General features: G+C 37.4%; 14 protein-coding genes. All 14 read right to left on the bottom strand.

From position 1 onward, the window contains the following. Positions 1–194: 194 nt before the first annotated feature. Positions 195–2,285, bottom strand: coding sequence for a flagellar biosynthesis protein FlhA (gene flhA / locus GWJ05_RS12310; protein ID WP_036935730.1), 2,091 nt, complete (start codon positions 2,283–2,285; stop codon positions 195–197). Next, the gene (flhB, locus tag GWJ05_RS12305; protein ID WP_036935728.1) at positions 2,278–3,426 is read right to left on the bottom strand and encodes a flagellar biosynthesis protein FlhB; all 1,149 of its coding nucleotides are present in this window, start codon (positions 3,424–3,426) and stop codon (positions 2,278–2,280) included. Before flhB ends, flhA begins: the two co-directional genes overlap by 8 nt. A 421-nt stretch (positions 3,427–3,847) precedes the next feature. After that, positions 3,848–4,504, bottom strand: coding sequence for a protein phosphatase CheZ (gene cheZ, locus GWJ05_RS12300; RefSeq protein WP_036935723.1), 657 nt, complete (start codon positions 4,502–4,504; stop codon positions 3,848–3,850). Positions 4,505–4,513: 9 nt separating this feature from the next. Continuing rightward, positions 4,514–4,903 carry a chemotaxis response regulator CheY gene (gene cheY / locus GWJ05_RS12295; protein WP_036935721.1) on the bottom strand — a complete coding sequence of 130 codons (390 nt, stop codon included), beginning with the start codon at positions 4,901–4,903 and terminating at the stop codon, positions 4,514–4,516. A 59-nt stretch (positions 4,904–4,962) separates the two neighbouring features. After that, the gene (locus tag GWJ05_RS12290) at positions 4,963–6,015 is read right to left on the bottom strand and encodes a protein-glutamate methylesterase/protein-glutamine glutaminase (RefSeq protein ID WP_036935719.1); all 1,053 of its coding nucleotides are present in this window, start codon (positions 6,013–6,015) and stop codon (positions 4,963–4,965) included. Next, complete coding sequence (cheR, locus tag GWJ05_RS12285; protein ID WP_036935717.1) at positions 6,008–6,898, bottom strand: protein-glutamate O-methyltransferase CheR; 891 nt, start codon at positions 6,896–6,898, stop codon at positions 6,008–6,010. Before cheR ends, GWJ05_RS12290 begins: the two co-directional genes overlap by 8 nt. A gap of 6 nt (positions 6,899–6,904) precedes the next feature. Continuing rightward, positions 6,905–8,551, bottom strand: a complete 1,647-nt coding sequence (locus GWJ05_RS12280; protein ID WP_036935715.1) for a methyl-accepting chemotaxis protein — start codon at positions 8,549–8,551, stop codon at positions 6,905–6,907. Between the two features lie 60 nt (positions 8,552–8,611). Further along, complete coding sequence (locus GWJ05_RS12275; RefSeq protein ID WP_036935713.1) at positions 8,612–10,318, bottom strand: methyl-accepting chemotaxis protein; 1,707 nt, start codon at positions 10,316–10,318, stop codon at positions 8,612–8,614. Between the two features lie 384 nt (positions 10,319–10,702). Beyond that, complete coding sequence (gene cheW / locus GWJ05_RS12270; protein ID WP_023581802.1) at positions 10,703–11,203, bottom strand: chemotaxis protein CheW; 501 nt, start codon at positions 11,201–11,203, stop codon at positions 10,703–10,705. 21 nt (positions 11,204–11,224) lie between these two features. Continuing rightward, entirely contained in the window at positions 11,225–13,387 is a 2,163-nt protein-coding gene (gene cheA / locus GWJ05_RS12265) for a chemotaxis protein CheA (RefSeq protein WP_103004591.1), read from the bottom strand. Positions 13,388–13,422: 35 nt separating this feature from the next. Further along, positions 13,423–14,469: a flagellar motor protein MotB gene (gene motB / locus GWJ05_RS12260; protein ID WP_036935708.1), complete on the bottom strand. Its 1,047-nt coding sequence runs from the start codon at positions 14,467–14,469 to the stop codon at positions 13,423–13,425. A gap of 2 nt (positions 14,470–14,471) precedes the next feature. Next, positions 14,472–15,365, bottom strand: a complete 894-nt coding sequence (gene motA / locus GWJ05_RS12255) for a flagellar motor stator protein MotA (protein WP_036935706.1) — start codon at positions 15,363–15,365, stop codon at positions 14,472–14,474. Positions 15,366–15,499: 134 nt separating this feature from the next. Beyond that, on the bottom strand, positions 15,500–16,081 hold the full coding sequence (gene flhC, locus GWJ05_RS12250) for a flagellar transcriptional regulator FlhC (RefSeq protein ID WP_006533207.1): 582 nt from the start codon (positions 16,079–16,081) through the stop codon (positions 15,500–15,502). A gap of 2 nt (positions 16,082–16,083) precedes the next feature. Beyond that, a complete protein-coding gene (flhD, locus tag GWJ05_RS12245) occupies positions 16,084–16,434 on the bottom strand; it encodes a flagellar transcriptional regulator FlhD (RefSeq protein ID WP_036935704.1) in 351 nt (116 codons plus the stop codon). Positions 16,435–19,914: the final 3,480 nt, after the last annotated feature.

Below are 19,914 nucleotides of genomic sequence, written 5' to 3'. Positions count from 1 at the left end.
TATCTAGGGCTTTATTTATCATTCTTTTTTCACTTTTTTCATCAATAGACAATTGCACTTTCTGATGCCTTCTGTGCTTATCAAACAGAGTAAATGACTAGACGCTCCTATCTCTTTTCCTATGCTATAAACATAAAAAAGGCCACTTAATACAGTGGCCTTAACTCTAGATGAGGGCATATCAACAAGAATGATTAATGAGGTTGCCCACCTATCATCGATGTCATTCGGATACGACGACCTTCGCTAATTTCCATATTTGATAATACGGCTAATTGTGGCAGGCTACGGCGTAAGAAACGTGATAATAATGAACGTAAAGTATGATTGACTAATAATACAGGTGCCCCACCTGACATTTCTTGGTGACGTACGGCATCAGAGGCTTGTTGTTCAATATTTTCAGCAAGCCCTGGCTCTAATCCACCACCACTTTGCATTGCTTGAACAAGAATACGCTCTAAGCTTGCATCCAACCCAATGACTTGGATTTCATCTTGATCACCAAACCAGTGTTGTGTAATCGCACGACGAAGTGCAACACGAACGACAGCTGTTAATTCAGCAGGATCTTTTTGCTCTGGCGCATGCTCGGCTAAAGCTTCTAATATGGTTCTCATATCACGAATAGGCACCTGTTCAGACAGCAGATTTTGCAATACTTTGTGCAATACAGTGAGTGACAGCATATCTGGGATCATATTTTCTGTCATTTTAGGGAGCTCTTTACTCACCCTATCAAACAACATTTGCGCTTCTTGACGACCAAATAATTCTGATGCGTATTTTGCTAATGCATGGTTAAAGTGTGTTGCAATTACTGTACTCGCAGCAACCACGGTATAGCCTTGAACTTGTGCCTGTTCTCTTAAACTGTCATCAATCCAAACCGCAGGTAAACCAAAGGCAGGCTCTTGCGTGATATCGCCTTCTAAAGAACCCACCGCATTCCCTGGATTAATCGCTAACCAACGACCCGGATGCGCTTCTCCATGACCAATTTCAACCCCTTTCATAAGAATACGATAAGAAGAAGGTCTTAACTCCATATTGTCACGAATATGAACAACAGGTGGGAGATATCCTGTCTCTTGAGCAAATTTCTTACGAATACCGCTAATTCTCCCCAATAACTCACCATTTTGGCGGTTATCTACCATTGGAATTAAGCGATATCCCACTTCCATAGCAAGAGGATCTTCCAGTTGCACATCTTCCCATGATGCTTCGACAACACGATTTTGCTTCTCAACTTCTTCCATCTCTTTTTGTTGTTGCACTTGCGGGTTGGCGTTACGTCGTAAGATATACCACCCTAATCCGCCTAATGCTGCGGTGAAGAAAAGGAAAACAAAATTTGGCATGCCTGGTACTAAACCTAACAGGCCTAATACACCAGCTGTTAGCATCAATACACGAGGGTTATCAAAGAGTTGGGTCACCATTTGTTGCCCAACATCTTCATCGGTCGCGACACGAGTCACAATAACCCCCGCAGCCGTTGAGATAATCAATGCTGGGATTTGAGCAACCAGGCCATCACCGATAGTTAATAGGGTATAAGTGCTCGCGGCATCATTCAGTGGCATACCGTGTTGAGCAACACCGACAATTAAGCCCCCCACTACGTTAATCACGAGGATCATTAAGCCTGCGATGGCATCACCACGAACGAATTTACTCGCACCGTCCATAGAACCATAAAAATCAGATTCTAATGAGACTTCTTTACGGCGTTTTTTTGCTTCATCTTCGTTGATAATACCGGCGTTAAGATCAGCATCGATGGCCATCTGTTTACCTGGCATACCATCTAACACAAAACGTGCACCGACTTCAGCAATACGTCCTGCCCCTTTAGTGATAACCATAAAGTTAATCAATACAAGGATGATAAAGACCACAATACCAATCGCAAAGTTACCGCCAACAAGGAAATGACCAAAGGCTTCAACAACACGCCCTGCAGCCGCTGATCCTGTATGCCCTTCCATTAAGATGATACGCGTTGAAGCAACGTTTAATGATAAACGTAACAACGTGGTAAATAGCAAAATAGTCGGAAACGCAGCAAAGTCCAAAGTACGCTTTGTAAACATTGCTACTAACAGCACCATAATGGAAAGTGCGATATTAAAGGTAAATAATAAATCCAATAGAAAAGGTGGCAATGGCAATACCATCATTGACAGTATCAACAAGATAAGCACTGGCCCTGCCAGTATCTGCCACTGAGAACTTTTCCAATTTCCCGGCAAGCGGAGTAATGAGGCCAAATTAGCCATGACGATTATCTTCTCCAGCAAAGTCCAGTGCGGGAGGCACTGGCAAGTTCATAGGTTGTTTAGGTTTTAAACCACCTTCGGTTTTCCATCGTTTCAGTTGATAAACCCACGCAAGTACTTCTGCAACCGCAGCGTAGAGGGTTGAAGGTATTGCATGACCTATTTCACTGTGACGATATAACGCCCTAGCAAGCGGTGGCGCTTCTAGAAGCGGAATTCGATGTTCTGCACCAATTTCTTTAATTTTTAACGCAATAGCACCTGCACCTTTCGCTAACACTTTTGGTGCGGTCATTTTGTCGTTATATTGCAATGCGACAGCATAGTGTGTTGGGTTCGTAACAATGACGTCAGCCTTCGGTACATCCGCCATCATTCGACGGCGAGACATCGCATGTTGTTGCTGACGAATACGTGCTTTAAGTTGAGGATCACCTTCTTGCTGTTTAAATTCGTCTTTAATTTCTTGGCGCGTCATACGTAGTTTTTTCAGGTGACTACGAATTTGGAAAATAATGTCAAAGGCCACCATGGGGATCAGCATAAAAACCGTGATGTAGACGGCAAAAATCAACAATTGCATCGCATTAGCAAGCGCATTCAGTGGTGGAAGCGTGATCAAATGAAGAATATCGTTCCAGTTGTGCCATAAGAAAATGGTTGCCGCCAGTCCCACAAAGGTCGATTTTAGTATCGCTTTAAATAATTCAGCCAACGCATTCATTGAAAAAATACGCTTTAGCCCAGAGATGGGATTCCATTTTTTTGCATCAAATTTAATTGATTTACTACTAAAATTGATCCCACCTAATAACGCCGAGCCACCTATTGCCACCAGCACTAATCCAAAGAACACTGGCGATAACGCAAAAACAGCTTGCTTAATCAAGCTACCAAATCGAGGGATCAACAAATTCTCATTACCAATCAGGTGATGATTAAATGTAAATCCTTCCGTTAACATGGCATGTAACCCACGAGTGATAAATCCACCACTCATCCACAGTAAACTCACACCACCTAAGACCATTAAAACGGATGAAAGCTCTTTAGAACGGACAATTTGCCCATCCTTTTTAGCTTTTTCCCGTTTATGGGGTGTGGGTTCCTCTGTTTTTTCGAGATCGCTATCTTCAGCCACAGTCTGTCCGATTTAGATAATGAGATTAAAAGCATGAATGAAATGACTCTAAGCATGACAAATTCAGAGGAAATTGATGGGCTGAACAATCGCAAATTTACGGGGCTTTTTGGGCTATGACAGTCGGTGCTTAGAAACCAACCTAATGATAAAAATAAGAATAAAAGTGATCTTGACGCCAACTATAAAGAAATCAGCGAAGTTAACAGCAAATCATACACCTTTCATATTGATGCTGATTTAAGCAACTTCGAAAGCCGCTTAAAAAAAGCGGCTTACATTTTCTTCGATAGCGTGAGCTATCAAAGTATTATTACGTAATTTTTTATCCATAAAGTACACCATCCTAAAAGAGCAGAGCATAGAGCGAATGCGTCCTGCATATCTCAACGTCCTTATCGCCCTAAAACTCATTAGAAGGTTAGAATCCTAAACTTTCTAGTAAATCATCAACTTGATCTTGATTTTTGATCACGCCAGCACTGTTTTTATTCACTTGTGGACCATTTAATAAAGAATCAGTCTCTTTTTTCACATTAGACTTTTCAAGTTGCTCTGGTGGCAGGTTTTCCATTAATACCATGACAAGTTGTTTCTCAATTTCTTGAACCACACTCATCATACGTTTAATTACCTGACCGGTCAGATCTTGGAAATCCTGTGCCATCATAATTTCCAATAACTGACTGTTAGTAAAAGCCGTACTCTCAGGGATATCCCGCAAATAATTGCGGGTATCGGTTACAAGAGAGCGTACATCTTTCAGCTCTTCTGGCTGTTCAAACCATTGGTCCCAACGTTCAGTAAGCTTAGTCGCATCGGCACTTAACGCATCCTGTTTAGGTTGCGCAGCTTCGACGCAGTTCAATGTACGCTCAGCTGCCTGAGCGGTCATCTGAGCAACATAATCCAATCGTTCCCTAGCGTCAGGGATGGCTTCTGCTGCTTCGGCTATTGCTTTATCCAATCCTAATTCTCGCAAACTGTCGCGTAACATCCGCGTCAATTGTCCGATCCGGCTGATAATATCAGATGTCATTTCAATATTATCTTTCGGCATAATTGGATTCCCACTCATTGCGACTCCTTAGATGCCCAGTTTTTCAAAAATTTTATTTAGTTTTTCTTCAAGAATTGCTGCTGTAAAAGGTTTAACAACATACCCACTTGCACCAGCTTGCGCTGCTGCAATGATATTTTCTTTTTTAGCTTCAGCGGTCACCATTAATACAGGTGTTGCTGCAAATCCCGCATCACTACGAATATTTTTAAGAAGCTCTAGACCATCCATGTTTGGCATGTTCCAGTCTGTTATCACAAAATCAATTGCCGAATTGCGTAATTTAGCTAACGCGTCAGCACCATCTTCTGCTTCTTCTACATTCGTAAATCCTAATTCCTTTAGCAAATTACGAACTATGCGGCGCATTGTTGAAAAATCATCAACCACTAAAAATTTCAGATCCTTACTTGCCATTGAAAACTCCTTCAAAATATATCGGCAAATTACTGTGTTGCTTTTTAAACTGAACTTAATCAGATACGCAATGATTGCGTGCTACTGATTTTCATCAGTACCGCTTTGCTCATTGAGCTTATGCTTTTCACCTCATCAACTGCGCCTATTTCAACCGCAGCACGAGGCATACCAAAGACGACACAACTCGCTTCATCTTGTGCAAAGGTATAACTTCCTGCTTGACGCATTTCTAATAACCCCGCAGCACCATCACTTCCCATTCCGGTTAAAATAACGCCAATGGCATTACGTCCCGCATATTTTGCGACTGACCGAAATAATACATCGACAGAAGGACGATGGCGGTTTACAGCAGGCTCTTTATTAATGTGTATTTGGTAGTTAGCACCATTCCGACGAAGCTCCATATGATAATCACCGGGAGCAACATAAGCGTGCCCAGGTAATACACGTTCTCCATCTTCAGCTTCTTTTACACTGATTTGACATAAACGATTTAAACGTTCTGCAAATGAGTGTGTAAACCCTGCTGGCATATGTTGTGTGATCAACACCGCTGGGCTGGTAACGGGTAATGGTTCTAGAAAATTACGAATAGCCTCTGTGCCACCTGTTGATGCACCAACTACAATCAACTTTTCACTCGAAATCATCGGTGTAAATGACAATGATTTAGAAGGTACGACTTGAACTTCACGCCGACTAATCCGTGCAAGAGCAGCCGCACGAATTTTCTCTGCAATCAGTTCACTATAAGCAAGCATACCTTCACGCAAACCAAGCTGAGGTTTAGTCACAAAATCAACCGCACCCAGTTCTAGCGCTTTTAGCGTGACTTCTGAACCTTTTGCAGTTAGTGATGAGACCATAACGACAGGCATTGGTCTTAATCGCATCAATTTTTCCAAGAAATCAATACCATCCATACGTGGCATTTCAACGTCTAACGTTAATACCTGTGGGTTGTACTTTTTTATCAAGTCACGAGCCACTATAGGATCTGGTGCACAATCAACAACTTCCATATCACTATGACTGTTGATGATTTCTCGCATGATTTGACGCATTAGCGCCGAATCATCAACACAGAGTACCGTTATTTTATTCATAACCTCTCCTTGCTGGTGTCAGCCCGTAAACGGTATGCCCATGCAAGTAGAAATCCTTGCTAAGCTGGCTTACATTTTCGGAATGCCCAACAAACAGCATTCCGTCTGGTTTAAGTAATGAGATAAAGCGATTAAGTAAAGTTTGTTGTGTTGCTTTGTCAAAATAAATCATCACATTACGACAAAATATTGCATCAAAACTACCTTCTAAATCCCATTGCTTGTCGAGTAGATTCAAATACTGAAAAGAGACCATCTCGCTAATTTGCTGTCTAATTTTCACGTATCCTTCAAAATCGCCGACACCTTTGAGAAAATATTTTTTCAAATATTCATCATTTAATGTTTTAAGCTCTTCTTGTCGGTAAACACCCTTTCGTGCTTTATCCAACACATTTGTATCGATATCGCTGGCAATAATTTTGGTTTTATAAGGGTTATTCCCAAAAACATCGCGTAAAGTCATCGCAATTGAATAAGGTTCTTCTCCAGTCGATGCTGCTGCACACCATACTCGGTAGACACCTCCTGCTCTTTTTCTGGCATGTTTTGCCAAAATAGGAAAATGATGCGCTTCCCTGAAAAATGCCGTGAGATTGGTTGTTAGTGCATTAACAAACTCTTGCCATTCAGGGTTGCGTACATCACTTTTAAGAAACGCAAGATAGTCACCAAAGTTATTCATCCGTAATTCACGTAACCTCCTCGTGAGACGGTTATACACCATCTCCCTTTTGTTGTTAGTCAGCACAATACCGGCCTTTTGATAAATCAATTGGCATATAGATTGGAACTGATCATCGGACAACATGAACCGTTGAGTAAAAATATCCAACGGTTGAGCAGCGATATCTGATAAGACTTCAGTAACATTACGTTTCATTGTTTTTTAATGGGTCTTTTTAAAAAATGATTTTTTATCTGCTTTTTTCAACCCATTACCTTCTAGGGATGAAGAGGTATTACTCTCATCCGTATCAGGCAACTCGAATGCCGATACAGCATCAACAAGGTTATTAGCCTGATCTTCCAATGCTGCGGCAGCAGATGCTGATTGCTCCACCAAAGCAGCGTTTTGCTGTGTCACCTGATCCATCTGACTGACTGCATCAGCGACTTGGTGAATACCTCGACTTTGTTCATCAGAAGCAGAGGCAATTTCTGCCATTAGTTCAGTGACTTTGTTTACTGATGTAACGAGTTCCTCCATTGTCTGCCCTGCATTATTAACGAGTTGAGAACCTTGAGAGACGCGTAAAACAGATTCATCAATCAATAATTTGATTTCTTTAGCAGCATCAGCACTACGCTGAGCAAGGTTACGAACTTCTCCAGCAACAACAGAGAATCCTCGTCCTTGTTCACCGGCACGCGCAGCCTCAACCGCCGCGTTAAGTGCTAATATATTGGTTTGGAACGCAATACCATCAATCACACTGATAATAGCCCCTATCTTTTGAGAACTTTGTGTAATCGCATCCATGGTTTCAACAACACTATGCGTAATTTGGCCACCACGCATGGCTGTTTCAGAAGCAGATTCCGCAAGCTTACTTGCTTGTAAAGCGTTATCAGCATTTTGTTTTACTGTTGCCGTTAACTCTTCCATGCTTGCCGCAGTTTCTTCTAATGAAGCAGCTTGTTGTTCAGTTCTTGAGGATAAATCCGTATTTCCTTTTGAAATTTCTTGAATACCAGAATACATAGCGTGACTGTTATCTCGAACAATACGAATAGAACGAGCAAGCTCACCCCGCATATCTCGTAATTGTCTAAATACATCCCCTATTTCATCATCCGTAAAAACAAGAATTTCACGATTTAATTTACCGGTTGCAACATCATTAAAATAACGACTTAAACTCGCAAAAGGTTTAATGATATTAAAATTTAGCCAACGGTGAGCTGCGATTGACACAACAATAACCATTGCTATTGCACCGATAAACATCAAGATAGCAATAGTATAAGAGCGATGTCCTTGCTCTATAGATTCTGTTATTTCTGTCTGCACGTAATTCATATAAGTGTTAAATGAATTTTCCATTGCCGTTTGATAACGTTCCGTTGGTTGGTCTAAAAAACCTTGGAAATTATCATTTTTTAACATGCTATGTAATTCAGTTAAGGCACCATATAAAACGTGATAATTATTTTTCACCGTTTCAACGATTTCTTTTTCTTCTGTCGGTATTGCCTCTTTATTTATTTCAGCAAGGAAATTTTGAAAATGAGTATTCGCTGTTTCCAAGCGTGAAAGTGCAATTGATTCAATAGATTGAATATAATCCGTTGACTGTTCAGTTTTCACTGCGATAGCAACACGATTAATCGCATTGCGTGTTTGTATTAAAGATGCCCAACTTAATCCTAACTCATCTCGCTTAGATGTATCTAAATCAACTCTGGTGATCTGTTCGTTATTCAAATGGACAATCCCTAGCGAAATACCACTAGAAATCATCTGCATAACGCAAAACATCATCAGTAATAAATAGAGACTGGTGGATATCTTTAATTTGCGAAACCTAAACATGCCTTCACCTCGTTTAAAGCGGTGGTAAAAAAGCCACCGCTTGTCAGCCACTTGTTGTTGTTAGAAAGTTTCCCAATTAGCGGGATCTTCAACACTGCTGCTCTTTTTCTTTTCTGAGGTTCCTGGTTTTATAAGTGGAGCAGCGGCTTTAACTACAGGGGTTGCATCCGATTCCTTTCTTTCTAGCGTTTTTTCTTCCTGACCCGGTAATTTGAAGATTGAAACTAAGCGGGTTAATGCAACTGCTTGATCTTCAAGACCAGCAGCCGCGGCTGCAGATTGTTCTACTAAAGAGGCATTTTGCTGAGTGACACGATCCATTTCAGAAACCGCAAGGCCAACTTGTGAGATACCTCGGCTTTGCTCATCTGATGCAGAAGCGATTTCGCCCATGATATCAGTAACTCGCGTTACTGAGTCCACAATACGCGTCATCGTCTCTCCTGCACTTTCAACAAGCACAGAGCCCGTTTCAGTACGGCTTACAGAATCTTCAATCAGTGTTTTTATTTCTTTAGCAGCTTCTGCACTTCTCTGCGCAAGGTTACGAACTTCACCGGCAACTACCGCAAATCCGCGACCATGCTCACCGGCTCTTGCAGCTTCCACGGCTGCATTCAGTGCCAAAATATTGGTCTGAAATGCAATACCATCGATAACCGCAGTAATATCGGTGATTTTCTGAGAACTTCCGGCTATGTCGTGCATTGTTTGCACCACATTAGCAACAACTTTTCCGCCTTGGCGGGCGATATCTGAGGCGTCATTAGCAAGGTTACTCGCTTGACGTGCGTTATCTGCGTTTTGTTTTACAGTTGCAGTTAACTGTTCCATACTGGCGGCAGTTTCTTCCAAGGAAGCTACTTGCTCTTCTGTACGTGCGGACAGATCATTATTTCCAGCAGCTATTTCACTTGTGCTGTTATAAATATTTTCTGTGCTCTGATAGACCCCACGAACGGTTTGAATAAGCTCTTGTTGCATATGCTTTAAGCCATTTGCTAACAAGCTCATTTCATTACGGCCATTGACTTCAATATTGGGGCGTAAATCCCCTTCAGAGAAAGTTTTAATGCTTAATAGAAGCGAATTTAATGGTCTAATCAAGGCATTACGTAACGCAAACCAGCATAAAATTAATGCAGAGATAACGATAATGGCTAAAACAACCATGGTGATGACAGTACGTTGGTGAGAAGCTTCTAATGCTACATTTAATTCATGATTAAACTTCTCATTACGCATAACGTAGGCAAGATATTCTTTATAAAAAGCATCTTGATAACCCGTAGTTGGTTGCTCAAAAAAGTCTTTTAAATTTCTATCTTGAAGTAGAATTTCTAATTGATTTAATGCAGAGAAATATTCGATAAAACGCCCTTTTAGGCTACGAACATCATCTTCGGAGTGAACTTGATAAGCGGTAATATTCTTTTCAAACTCTTTAAACTTCTCATCTGCACGAGACATATTTTTACGAGCAAGACCCGTAAGATAATCCACAGACAGAGAGCCATCCACATTTAAGTTTTTATCTTGTAATAGAAAACTAATCGCAGCACGATTAATATTATTACGAGCTTGAAGTAAGTTAGCCCAGCTTTCGTCTAGGCGTTCACGTTGATCCTGTATTGTAAGTGTTTTATTCAGGTCATTTCTTGTCTCAACAATATTTGAGTAAAAAACACCCCCAGAGATAAATTGCAAAACACCAAACAACAGAAGAATGGATAATAATCCAGTCACTATTTTCATTCGGCTAAACATAGTTTCCCTTTTTATAATAAATGGTAATGAGCAAGTTATCGGCAGACTTAAGAGAAACTTTATAGGTTTCATTTCATCTTAGTCATGTTTTTTGCCCCATTAAAAAGCGGTGGTAATACTGTTTTTAATTAAAATTATAAGTATAAAAAACTTTATAGTTATTTCCGTCACTAGAAAAATATTACAACTTGTTGATAGCTACTTATAAAGTAATAAATAATAAAATAGAACTTAACTCAAATTATTAGTTCTTTTTTATTTTTAAATTTACCTTAAAGTTAATTTAATGCTTTAGCACTCATTAATAAAATAAAAAAGACAGAAATAGCTATTCCGGCAAATGTACCGGAACAGTATTTATATTATTTTTTAAAAAATAAAAACTTATTTAGCTTGAATTGTTGCGCTATCAACTAATTCCATTTCTTCACTGTTGAGTAATTTTTCAATATCAACAAGAATAAGCATTCTTTCATCTAAAGTACCTAACCCCGTTAAATACTCTGTAGACATTGTGACTGCAAACTCTGGCGCAGGGCAGATTTGTTCTGGCTTTAACGTAAGAACGTCAGAAACGCCATCGACAACAATTCCCACAATTCTATTTAATAAGTTAACCACAATAACAACAGTATTGTCATTATAAGTTACACTTTCTTGTGAAAATTTAATACGCAGATCAACTATGGGAACAATAACGCCCCGTAAATTTGTTACCCCTTTAATAAAGCTAGGTGAATTAGCAATACGAGTAACTTGATCATATCCACGAATTTCTTGAACCTTTAAAATGTCAATTCCATATTCTTCGTCGCCCAGCGTAAAAATTAGAAATCCTTGTCCAACAGTTTCACCGGATAATTTCTCGAAATGTTCCGAAGCCATAATCTTATTTTATCCTCACTATTAAATGACTGCGCTTGCAGTTGTAGTCTTTTTCTTATTTGTCATTTGTGTATGACTTAAACGTTGTAATTCTGGTACATCAAGAATTAAAGCCACACTACCATCGCCCATAATTGTTGCGGCAGAAATACCTGGTACTTTTCGGTAATTGCTTTCTATATTTTTAACAACAACTTGATGCTGGCCAACTAATTTATCCACTAATAAAGCATAACGACGTCCGGCACTTTGTACGATAACCGCAATAGCTTGAGTAATATCGGTTTGAGCACCTTCAATATTAAAAGTACGATGCAATTCAATGAGAGGTAAATATTCTCCTCTGACTTGCAATAATTTCTCATCACCCGCTAATGGATAAATATCATCCTCTTCAGGTTGTAAAGAGCTGACCACTGTACCTAATGGTAAAATAAAGACTTCATCTTGTACTTTAACTGACATGCCATCCAAAATAGCTAACGTGAGTGGGAGTAAAATACGAATGCGAGTCCCTTTACCCACTTCAAAACTAATTTGAATTTGTCCCCCCATTTCTTGGATATTTCGTTTCACAACATCCATACCCACACCACGTCCAGACACATCAGTCACGACTTCTGCAGTTGAGAATCCAGGAGCAAAAATAAGCATAGCAACTTCTTCATTACTCATATTCTCAGAAACTGAAAGTCCTGAAGAAATGGCTTTTTTCAAAATTCGTTCACGATTTAATCCTGCACCATCATCAGTCACTTCAATACAAATATTGCCACCTTGATGTTCTGCAGATAATGTCAATTGCCCGGCTTCAGGCTTACCAACAGCAACGCGATCTGCTGGCATTTCAATACCATGATCAAGGCTGTTTCGAACTAAGTGAGTCAGCGGATCGATAATTTTTTCAATTAAACTTTTATCAAGTTCAGTCGAGCTACCAATCATATTAAGCTCAACTTTTTTATTCATTTTACCTGCTAAATCGCGCACAACTCGAGGGAATCGACTAAATACATATTCCATCGGCATCATACGAATCGACATAACAGATTCTTGCAGATCACGTGAATTACGTTGTAGTTGTGCAATACAACTTAATAAATCACTGTATATAGACGGTTCTAGACTATCGCTATGTTGAGCTAACATAGATTGTGTGATAACCAATTCACCGACTAAGTTGATGAGTTGATCAACTTTTTCAACGGCAACACGAATACTGGTTGATTCTGTTTTAGGCGCTGGAGCAGTAGCAGGTCTTTTGGTCGGTGTTGATACCGTCGCAACGGGTGCTTTTGCTGGTTCTGATAACGGTGCATTTTCAGCGACAACAGATTGAGTAGGTGCTGATTGTTCTGCTTGGCTTTCAGTATGAGTATCATCAATAGAGGGTTTACTCTCTTCTTGTGCCATCCGTTTTTCTGTAGCCGTATTTTGTCTAAATGAGATCTGTTCAGGCTCAATCACAAAACAGAGTACCGCACTAATATCTTCTTCTGTCGCGGTTGTTTTTAATATTGCTTCAAGGCCATGATGTTGTTTTTCAACTTGGCTCACATCACCAAGATGTTTTAATTCATCAAGCATTAAATCAATATCAGTCTCTTTAAGATCAGACAAAATAATGTGATGGTAATAATGTCCATCAGTCGCCATTTTCGATATCTCTTCTACAGTGGCGTCATTTTGCACATTTTCAGCATCAGATGATGGAACAGAAGTTTCAGTCTCAATAACGTGTGAAACGGAAGCTTCAGGCCCAGCAACGGCCTCAACATTAGGAGCTGATTGTTCTTCTTTTACATCGAGAGCCAGCTGACGCAACTTCTCACAAATATAGTTAAATGTTTCCTCATCAGGTTCTTGTGAGTTTTTATGTGCATCCAATTGCTGTTGCATAATATCTTTCGCTTCCAGAAACAGGTTAATAATGTCGTCGGTGAGCGCCATCTCATGACGTCTTGCACTATCGAGCAAGTTTTCAAGCACATGAGTGGTCTGTTGAAGTTTAACGAAGCCAAATGTTGCAGCTCCTCCTTTTATGGAGTGTGCACTACGGAAAATCGCATTCATCTGTTCCTGATCTGGATTTTCTGGATCAAGTAACAGTAAATGCTGTTCCATATCAGCTAACAACTCATCTGCTTCATCAAAAAATGTTTGATAAAACTCAGTAATATCCATCGTTACTCATTCACCTTTACGCGATTACTAACAAATTAGGGGGCTGTTCCCTGTTTTGTAGTAATATTTGTCGATTGTGATGGCAAACTTTCCCCAGAAACTCCTGTTTCAACATTTTCCTTTTTTGATTCGGGAAGCTCAGATGCAGAAGACACAGACGAACCCGTCTGTGTATTTCCTGCTTTTTCTTGTGGGGTTTCTTGCCCTGAAAGTAGAGGCTCTATTTCAATAGCCTCAGTTACTGTCGGTGCAACCCGCTCATTTTCTTGTACAATTTTTTGTTCTGCTTGCTTCGTTAAGACTAGAATACTGATCCGTCGGTTAGCCGCTGCAAAACCATCTTCTTTAACGAGATGAACCGTTGATGCCATACCTACGACACGAAGTACTTTCCATTCCCTTAATCCTGCACCAATTAACTCACGGCGAGAGGCATTAGCACGATCTGTAGACAATTCCCAGTTACTATATTTAAAAGCACCACTTGCATAAGGAATATCATCGGTATGACCCGATAAACTAATTTTGTATGGTGTATCGTTTAAAATAGGTGCAATAGCCGTTAAAATATCCTTCATATAAGGTTCAACGGTGGCACTACCGACTCTAAACATAGGTCGATTTGCTTTATCGATAATTTGAATTCGTAAACCCTCATCCATCATGTCGATTAATAAATGAGGCTTCAGATCTTTTAATCTAGGATCATTTAAAATGACTTGTTCTAAATTATCTTTTAAACGGCGGAATTGTTGCTTTTCATTAAGCTGTTTATCTTCCTCGCCTTTTGGCAAAATATCCCCTTCATTATAGACAGGATCACGTCCTCCTCCGGGAATAGGATTTGTTGCATCTCCACTAAATCGCCCTTTTTCAATTGCGACTTTTAACGGCGTACGGAAATATTCTGCTACACGAGTTAATTCTTGTGGGCTAGAGATTGAAAGTAACCACATCACCAGAAAGAAAGCCATCATTGCAGTCATAAAGTCAGCATAAGCTATCTTCCATGCACCACCGTGAGCGTAATGTTGCTTTCTCCCTCGCTTTTTAACTCGAATGATTTGTGAATTACTCTTCATAATTACTCTTCTTTCATTGCATCAGGATTTGCCTGCATCGGTGTCCGTACCTGACGTACATGTTCTTCCAATTCAATAAAAGAAGGTCTGTCTGCCAGAAAGAGGGTTTTACGTCCAAATTCAACCGCTATCTGTGGCGCATATCCATTCATGCTAGATAACAGTGTTGTTTTGATACACTCCATCATTTTCATTTGTTGACTAGAGCGTTGTCTGAGTCGGGAAGCTAATGGTGAAATAAAACCATACGCTAATAAAATACCTAAAAAAGTTCCGACCATTGCGTGTCCAATGAGAACCCCCATTTCACCAGCAGGTCTATCCGCCGCACCTAACGCATTAACAACGCCCATCACAGCAGCTACAATACCAAACGCGGGTAAAGAATCACCCATGGCAGATAACCCTGTAGCGGGAACTTCACTCTCTTCCTCAAAAGTCGCAATCTCTTCATCCATCAAAGATTCAATTTCATAAGGATTCATATTCCCAGTCACCATGAGACGCATATAATCCGTAATAAAACTGAGCATATAGACATCTTTCATAATGCGAGGATACTGGGAAAAAATATCACTTTGCTGTGGATTTTCGATATCTCTCTCTAATGCCAACATTCCGTTTTGACGTGCTTTTGACAATAAACGAAACATGAGAGCCATCAAATCCATGTACATCGCTTTATTGTAATTTGTACTACGAAGTAATTTCGGTAGGATCTTCATTGTTGATACAATTGCTCTACCATTATTACCCACAATAAAAGCACCGATACCGGCACCAAAAATGATTATAAATTCGGCTGGCTGGTACAAGGCGCCTAAACTACCACCGACGAGAAGATATCCCCCGATGACGGCGCTCATAACCACGATATATCCTAAGAGTACTAACACGCGATATCCCTTTAGCTAATTTCGTTATAGAGAGAATGGCGAACATAGCAGCAAGAGATAGGAGGGGGAGAGGAAACGGCTCAGGTTATAGATAACTAAGCTCTATAACCTGATATTTAACTTTCAATCTCGAATCACATTGCAAACTGTTCAAGACCATCCAACAGTTGTAAGTTAATATCGGCAGGATTGGCGGAAAGTTTACGTTTTTTTATTGCGCGAGAAGGAGGCTGGCAAAGACTGCAAACATAATTGCTAGCAGGTTGGTGTGCGTGTGTAATAAATGAACCATTACATTTGGTACAAACTGAAAGTTGTAACATACCACTTTCAACAAAGCGTACTAATGTCCATGCTCTTGTTAGTGCTAAAATGGGTTCTTGATCTTTAACAGGTGGACATTGTTCTAGGTATAAACGATAAGCTTTAACAACTGCCTCAACCCCTACACAACCCCCATTTTTCAATAAAAAACGGTAAGCGTTATAGAACATTGAGGAATGGATATTTTGTTCCCATGTCATAAACCAATCCGTTGAAAAAGGTAACATTCCTTTTGGAGGGGGGCTCCCTCTTAATTCTTTGTATAATTTAATTAAACGCCCCCGACTTAATTGAGTTTCACTTTCAAGCATTTGTAAGCGGGCACCCAAGGTGATTAATTCCATTGCTAAGCGAATATCTTTCGCTTCTCGAACGATACTTTTCTCACTCATTGTTATGCCCGTTTCTTTGTTGCAGATGTATCTTGTTCCGCTAACTGACGAAACAAGTTTGAAGAAAGAAGAATACCTGTATGGATCTGTTGCAAATCATCCACTCTAGATTCTTTAGTGAGTTGTTCTATTGTTTCGCTGTCTTCAAACCGGAAATTACAGATTAGTTGGTTTGTTTCAGCCAACTTAACCAATTGAGGCAATGTAAGCTCTGCAAGAGCATCAGCCATGGAATCACTAATACCAAGCCTAAACATTGCTGAAGCCTTTTCTTGGTTAATTAACCTTTGCGCCAAAAGCAAATACGATAAATTTATGTCATAAATATGCTTAAGCAATTCAACCGTACTCATCTCTTTACATCCCGTCCGATTATATTGAACAAAGAGGATCTTCCTAATGAAAGATCCCGAGGAAATTAATATAAATGTAATATTAAATCTCCAGGCCCCATTTTATGAACATGACGCGTAGTAACACTACCTTGTATTACTTTGATACGGTCATTTTCAAAAGTAGCGAAAAAAACATTTAAATTAAAAGTAAACTTTAAATGCTCGCCAATATAGTTCGTTAAGAATAATCCTAACGCAACAACTTTACTCCTTAACTATTAAGTTATTCAACGGATAAAGTAGTCTAATTTAAATACTATGTGAGTCACATCACAAAAAGATAATCATTATTATGGAATTAGTTCATTAACTATTCAAGTGATAAAAGTAATAAAACTTGGTGTAAATTAATAAGCTAATCTACCCAAATTAAAATATTAATGATAATTTTTTATTTTATACGATCTATTAAACTTATAAACCTAAAAATACAGCATAAAAAATTGACAAATCTAAAATTGAAGATTTTTTTGATCACAGTAACATATATTGCTATATCTACTCCTCATCTTTATCTAAACAATCCCTTTCTGTTTAATAAATATTTCTATAGATATTATTTTTTCATCATTTACTTAAAACCTCAGAAATGATCACTTTTTATTTACAATTTGTTCAATAAATAGACTATTATAATTATTTATAGTTATTACTTTTTTTATCATGATTTAAAGAATAATTTTTTTCTTTAAAATCATAATGATACAAACACTCACTTATGTATCATAAAGATAAGTCATCTAAAATTAAATTCTGAGTTATGCATCTTCTCCCTTAAATTATTGAATATTTTTTTCAACAGCATTAAAGTTTCTTTCGTAATAATAAAAATATACTTATGATTTAGGATGTGCTTTTAACACTTAAATTACAGAACTCTTAATAGGAGTTTTATTGACTGTAAATTAATCACCACTAAATAATATACTCATATAAATAAGTTTTATTTATGAATTATAGTCCATTTTATGAACAGTAAATATTTGTATTAATTTATTTTTTAATATTAAAGATAAATAAAAGAAAAAATAAAATTAATAACCAATAACTTTAAACTCACTATTAATAATCATTCAGAATATAAACATAATACAACATTTAGCTTAAGTAAAATATAAAAAACAAAGAATTAATTTATAAAATTTAGCCTCATTTAATAAAAAATAAAAAAGAACAGTTAAAAAATGAAGAAATAAAAAATAATTATCCATATTGATAAAATACATTTAAATTAATTATAGATATTATCTTTAATGAAACAAATAAAAAAATCGAGTTAATTTTAAATTTTTAAAGTATAAAACCAACTTCATTTACTATAAAATAATAGGCTAAAATTGAAATATTAATTTCAATTTTCTAAAAAAAAATTTAGAGATCCCTCAATATAAAGTAATTTATTCATAAAAAAACAAGATTGAATATAAATTCTGTTTTTTCTACTTTTGATTGCTATTGAACACCAAAAGCTTCCGAGCAGACTAACACCCTGAGCAACACTTAACACTTGTATACTCTCACTACCTTAATGTAAACAAAGAAAAATAAATATGATCAAAATAACATCTTATTGATTACTCTATTAGCATCAACACAAACCATAAAATATCATATGTTACTTTTTATCAACGAAACTAATTTTTATCGTGATTTGTTTTACAGCTACAAATCATGAGCATTGTTTCACTTTTCTTCCCCTTCAATATTCAGTTACTTCATTTCAACCTAGTTAACACAAGTCTCAAAGTATTACAGAACCCAAGATGCTGACTTTTAGTAACACCATTGCTTAACAAAAGTTGATATTGACGGGATGGGCCACAGACAAAGATTTAAATATCGTTATATTTTTATTTAGATAACTAAAAAATACATATCTAAATATTCCTCTCTTCTTATCACTGATTTAGTCCGTATTATTACCCTTTTTTTGAGTCATTCTGAGCTTAAAAAGACATTTCCTCTCCATAAAAGAGTAATAAAAATATTGATATATCTAAGCAATTTAGATCTATATCTCATTTATTAGATTATGCTTAAAAAGCAATAACTGGGTTTCATACTTTACGTTTCCAAAGTGTTCTGTTTTTTCTAAAAAGAAGGATCGGAAAAATATTGTAACTGTATTTTTTAAGTCGAGAATAATTGAGACTATTCATGGCGTGAATACAAATACTTTGTGTATTGCTTTCAGTTCTATTGAAATGAGCGCTCTCTTTTTTGAGCTAGCTATCGTGAAATGTTTGTCGTCTTTTTCTGATGGTATACTTTTTTAATTAATGGTTGTATGAGCTTGTTTTTATCTTTTTAAGTTAATCAAAAAAGGTCAATATCACAATTATCCTTTATATTTATTTTCAGGATAAATGGTAATGGCATACCTATTTCATACTAAGATAATTCTCTTTCTGTAATAAGTCAGATTTACATCCTTGACAAAGTTATAAATAATATAATCATGAAATTATTATTTTATACAAAGAAATGCTTGGTATGATTTTTCTATTCTCATTGTAAGATTACTTATTAGTATCATTTTTTCTACATGATTTTTACAAAAAATATTACATTTTTTCAATTTTTTTTGCACATCACGGATGAACAATGACAAACAACATTCGTCAACCATTCATCAGCTTTACTGTAGCGGACTAAACTTGCTATTTCACTACACTTGCTTCTCTTTTTCTGGGCACTCATTTGGTTAAATTAAAAATATTACTCAAAAATTAACACTTAAACGAAACCAGATGAAAAATATTGATATATATTTCACCAAATACATTGAAATAATTTGAGAGTATAATTTAGATATTAAAAAAAATGCTATTATAATCAATAGAAAACACGCTTTATGCCACAAAATTCTATACTACACTAAGCCCCTTAATAACGACTTTTTGCCCTACAATACACCTAAGCACCTCATTTAATAAGTAAACGCCTCATGGCCAATGCTCACTTGATTTTAATGTTCATCGTTTATTCAAAATAAACAGCAGTAAGTCAAAACAATCTGAAAGCAATAATGAATAAAAAAGAGAAACCATATCAAATATGCTTAAACTCTATTCAGTCATTTCCACTCTGAGCTCACAATATACGGGTTAACCACAATACAAATAATTGCATATTAATCAAATTACGTAAAAATGGTTGTTTAAAATAAAACGAAAATCAATTCCGCCTTTCTTGTGTATTTTTAATTGGTTCACTATGAATAAAATCCCTATTTTTATTCCATAAAGTAATAGTTACAAAAATAATAATTACGATAACAAAATACTTTATTTCTATATGTTAGTAATAATACTTAATATATGATGCAGATCTCACTATCAGCAATGAGACACTGAGTTTTAAAATCAGCCACTACGTTTATTTGCTCACAAACGATAAGACTATATCGCTTATAACTTTCTTTAATATTCATATTCT

The organism is Proteus sp. G2626 (genome assembly GCF_009915985.1).
Taxonomy (GTDB): domain Bacteria; phylum Pseudomonadota; class Gammaproteobacteria; order Enterobacterales; family Enterobacteriaceae; genus Proteus; species Proteus vulgaris.
Note: the sequence above shows the minus strand (reverse complement) of the source record. Positions and strands in the feature narration are given on the sequence as shown.

What these genes read in the sequence shown, in the direction of transcription:
- flhA (WP_036935730.1), bottom strand. Translation starts at nt 2,285, where the DNA reads ATGGCTAATTTGGCCTCATTACTCCGCTTGCCGGGAAATTGGAAAAGT.
- cheZ (WP_036935723.1), bottom strand. Translation starts at nt 4,504, where the DNA reads ATGAGTGGGAATCCAATTATGCCGAAAGATAATATTGAAATGACATCT.
- cheY (WP_036935721.1), bottom strand. Translation starts at nt 4,903, where the DNA reads ATGGCAAGTAAGGATCTGAAATTTTTAGTGGTTGATGATTTTTCAACA.
- GWJ05_RS12290 (WP_036935719.1), bottom strand. Translation starts at nt 6,015, where the DNA reads ATGAATAAAATAACGGTACTCTGTGTTGATGATTCGGCGCTAATGCGT.
- cheR (WP_036935717.1), bottom strand. Translation starts at nt 6,898, where the DNA reads ATGAAACGTAATGTTACTGAAGTCTTATCAGATATCGCTGCTCAACCG.
- GWJ05_RS12280 (WP_036935715.1), bottom strand. Translation starts at nt 8,551, where the DNA reads ATGTTTAGGTTTCGCAAATTAAAGATATCCACCAGTCTCTATTTATTA.
- GWJ05_RS12275 (WP_036935713.1), bottom strand. Translation starts at nt 10,318, where the DNA reads ATGTTTAGCCGAATGAAAATAGTGACTGGATTATTATCCATTCTTCTG.
- cheW (WP_023581802.1), bottom strand. Translation starts at nt 11,203, where the DNA reads ATGGCTTCGGAACATTTCGAGAAATTATCCGGTGAAACTGTTGGACAA.
- cheA (WP_103004591.1), bottom strand. Translation starts at nt 13,387, where the DNA reads ATGGATATTACTGAGTTTTATCAAACATTTTTTGATGAAGCAGATGAG.
- motB (WP_036935708.1), bottom strand. Translation starts at nt 14,469, where the DNA reads ATGAAGAGTAATTCACAAATCATTCGAGTTAAAAAGCGAGGGAGAAAG.
- flhC (WP_006533207.1), bottom strand. Translation starts at nt 16,081, where the DNA reads ATGAGTGAGAAAAGTATCGTTCGAGAAGCGAAAGATATTCGCTTAGCA.
- flhD (WP_036935704.1), bottom strand. Translation starts at nt 16,434, where the DNA reads ATGAGTACGGTTGAATTGCTTAAGCATATTTATGACATAAATTTATCG.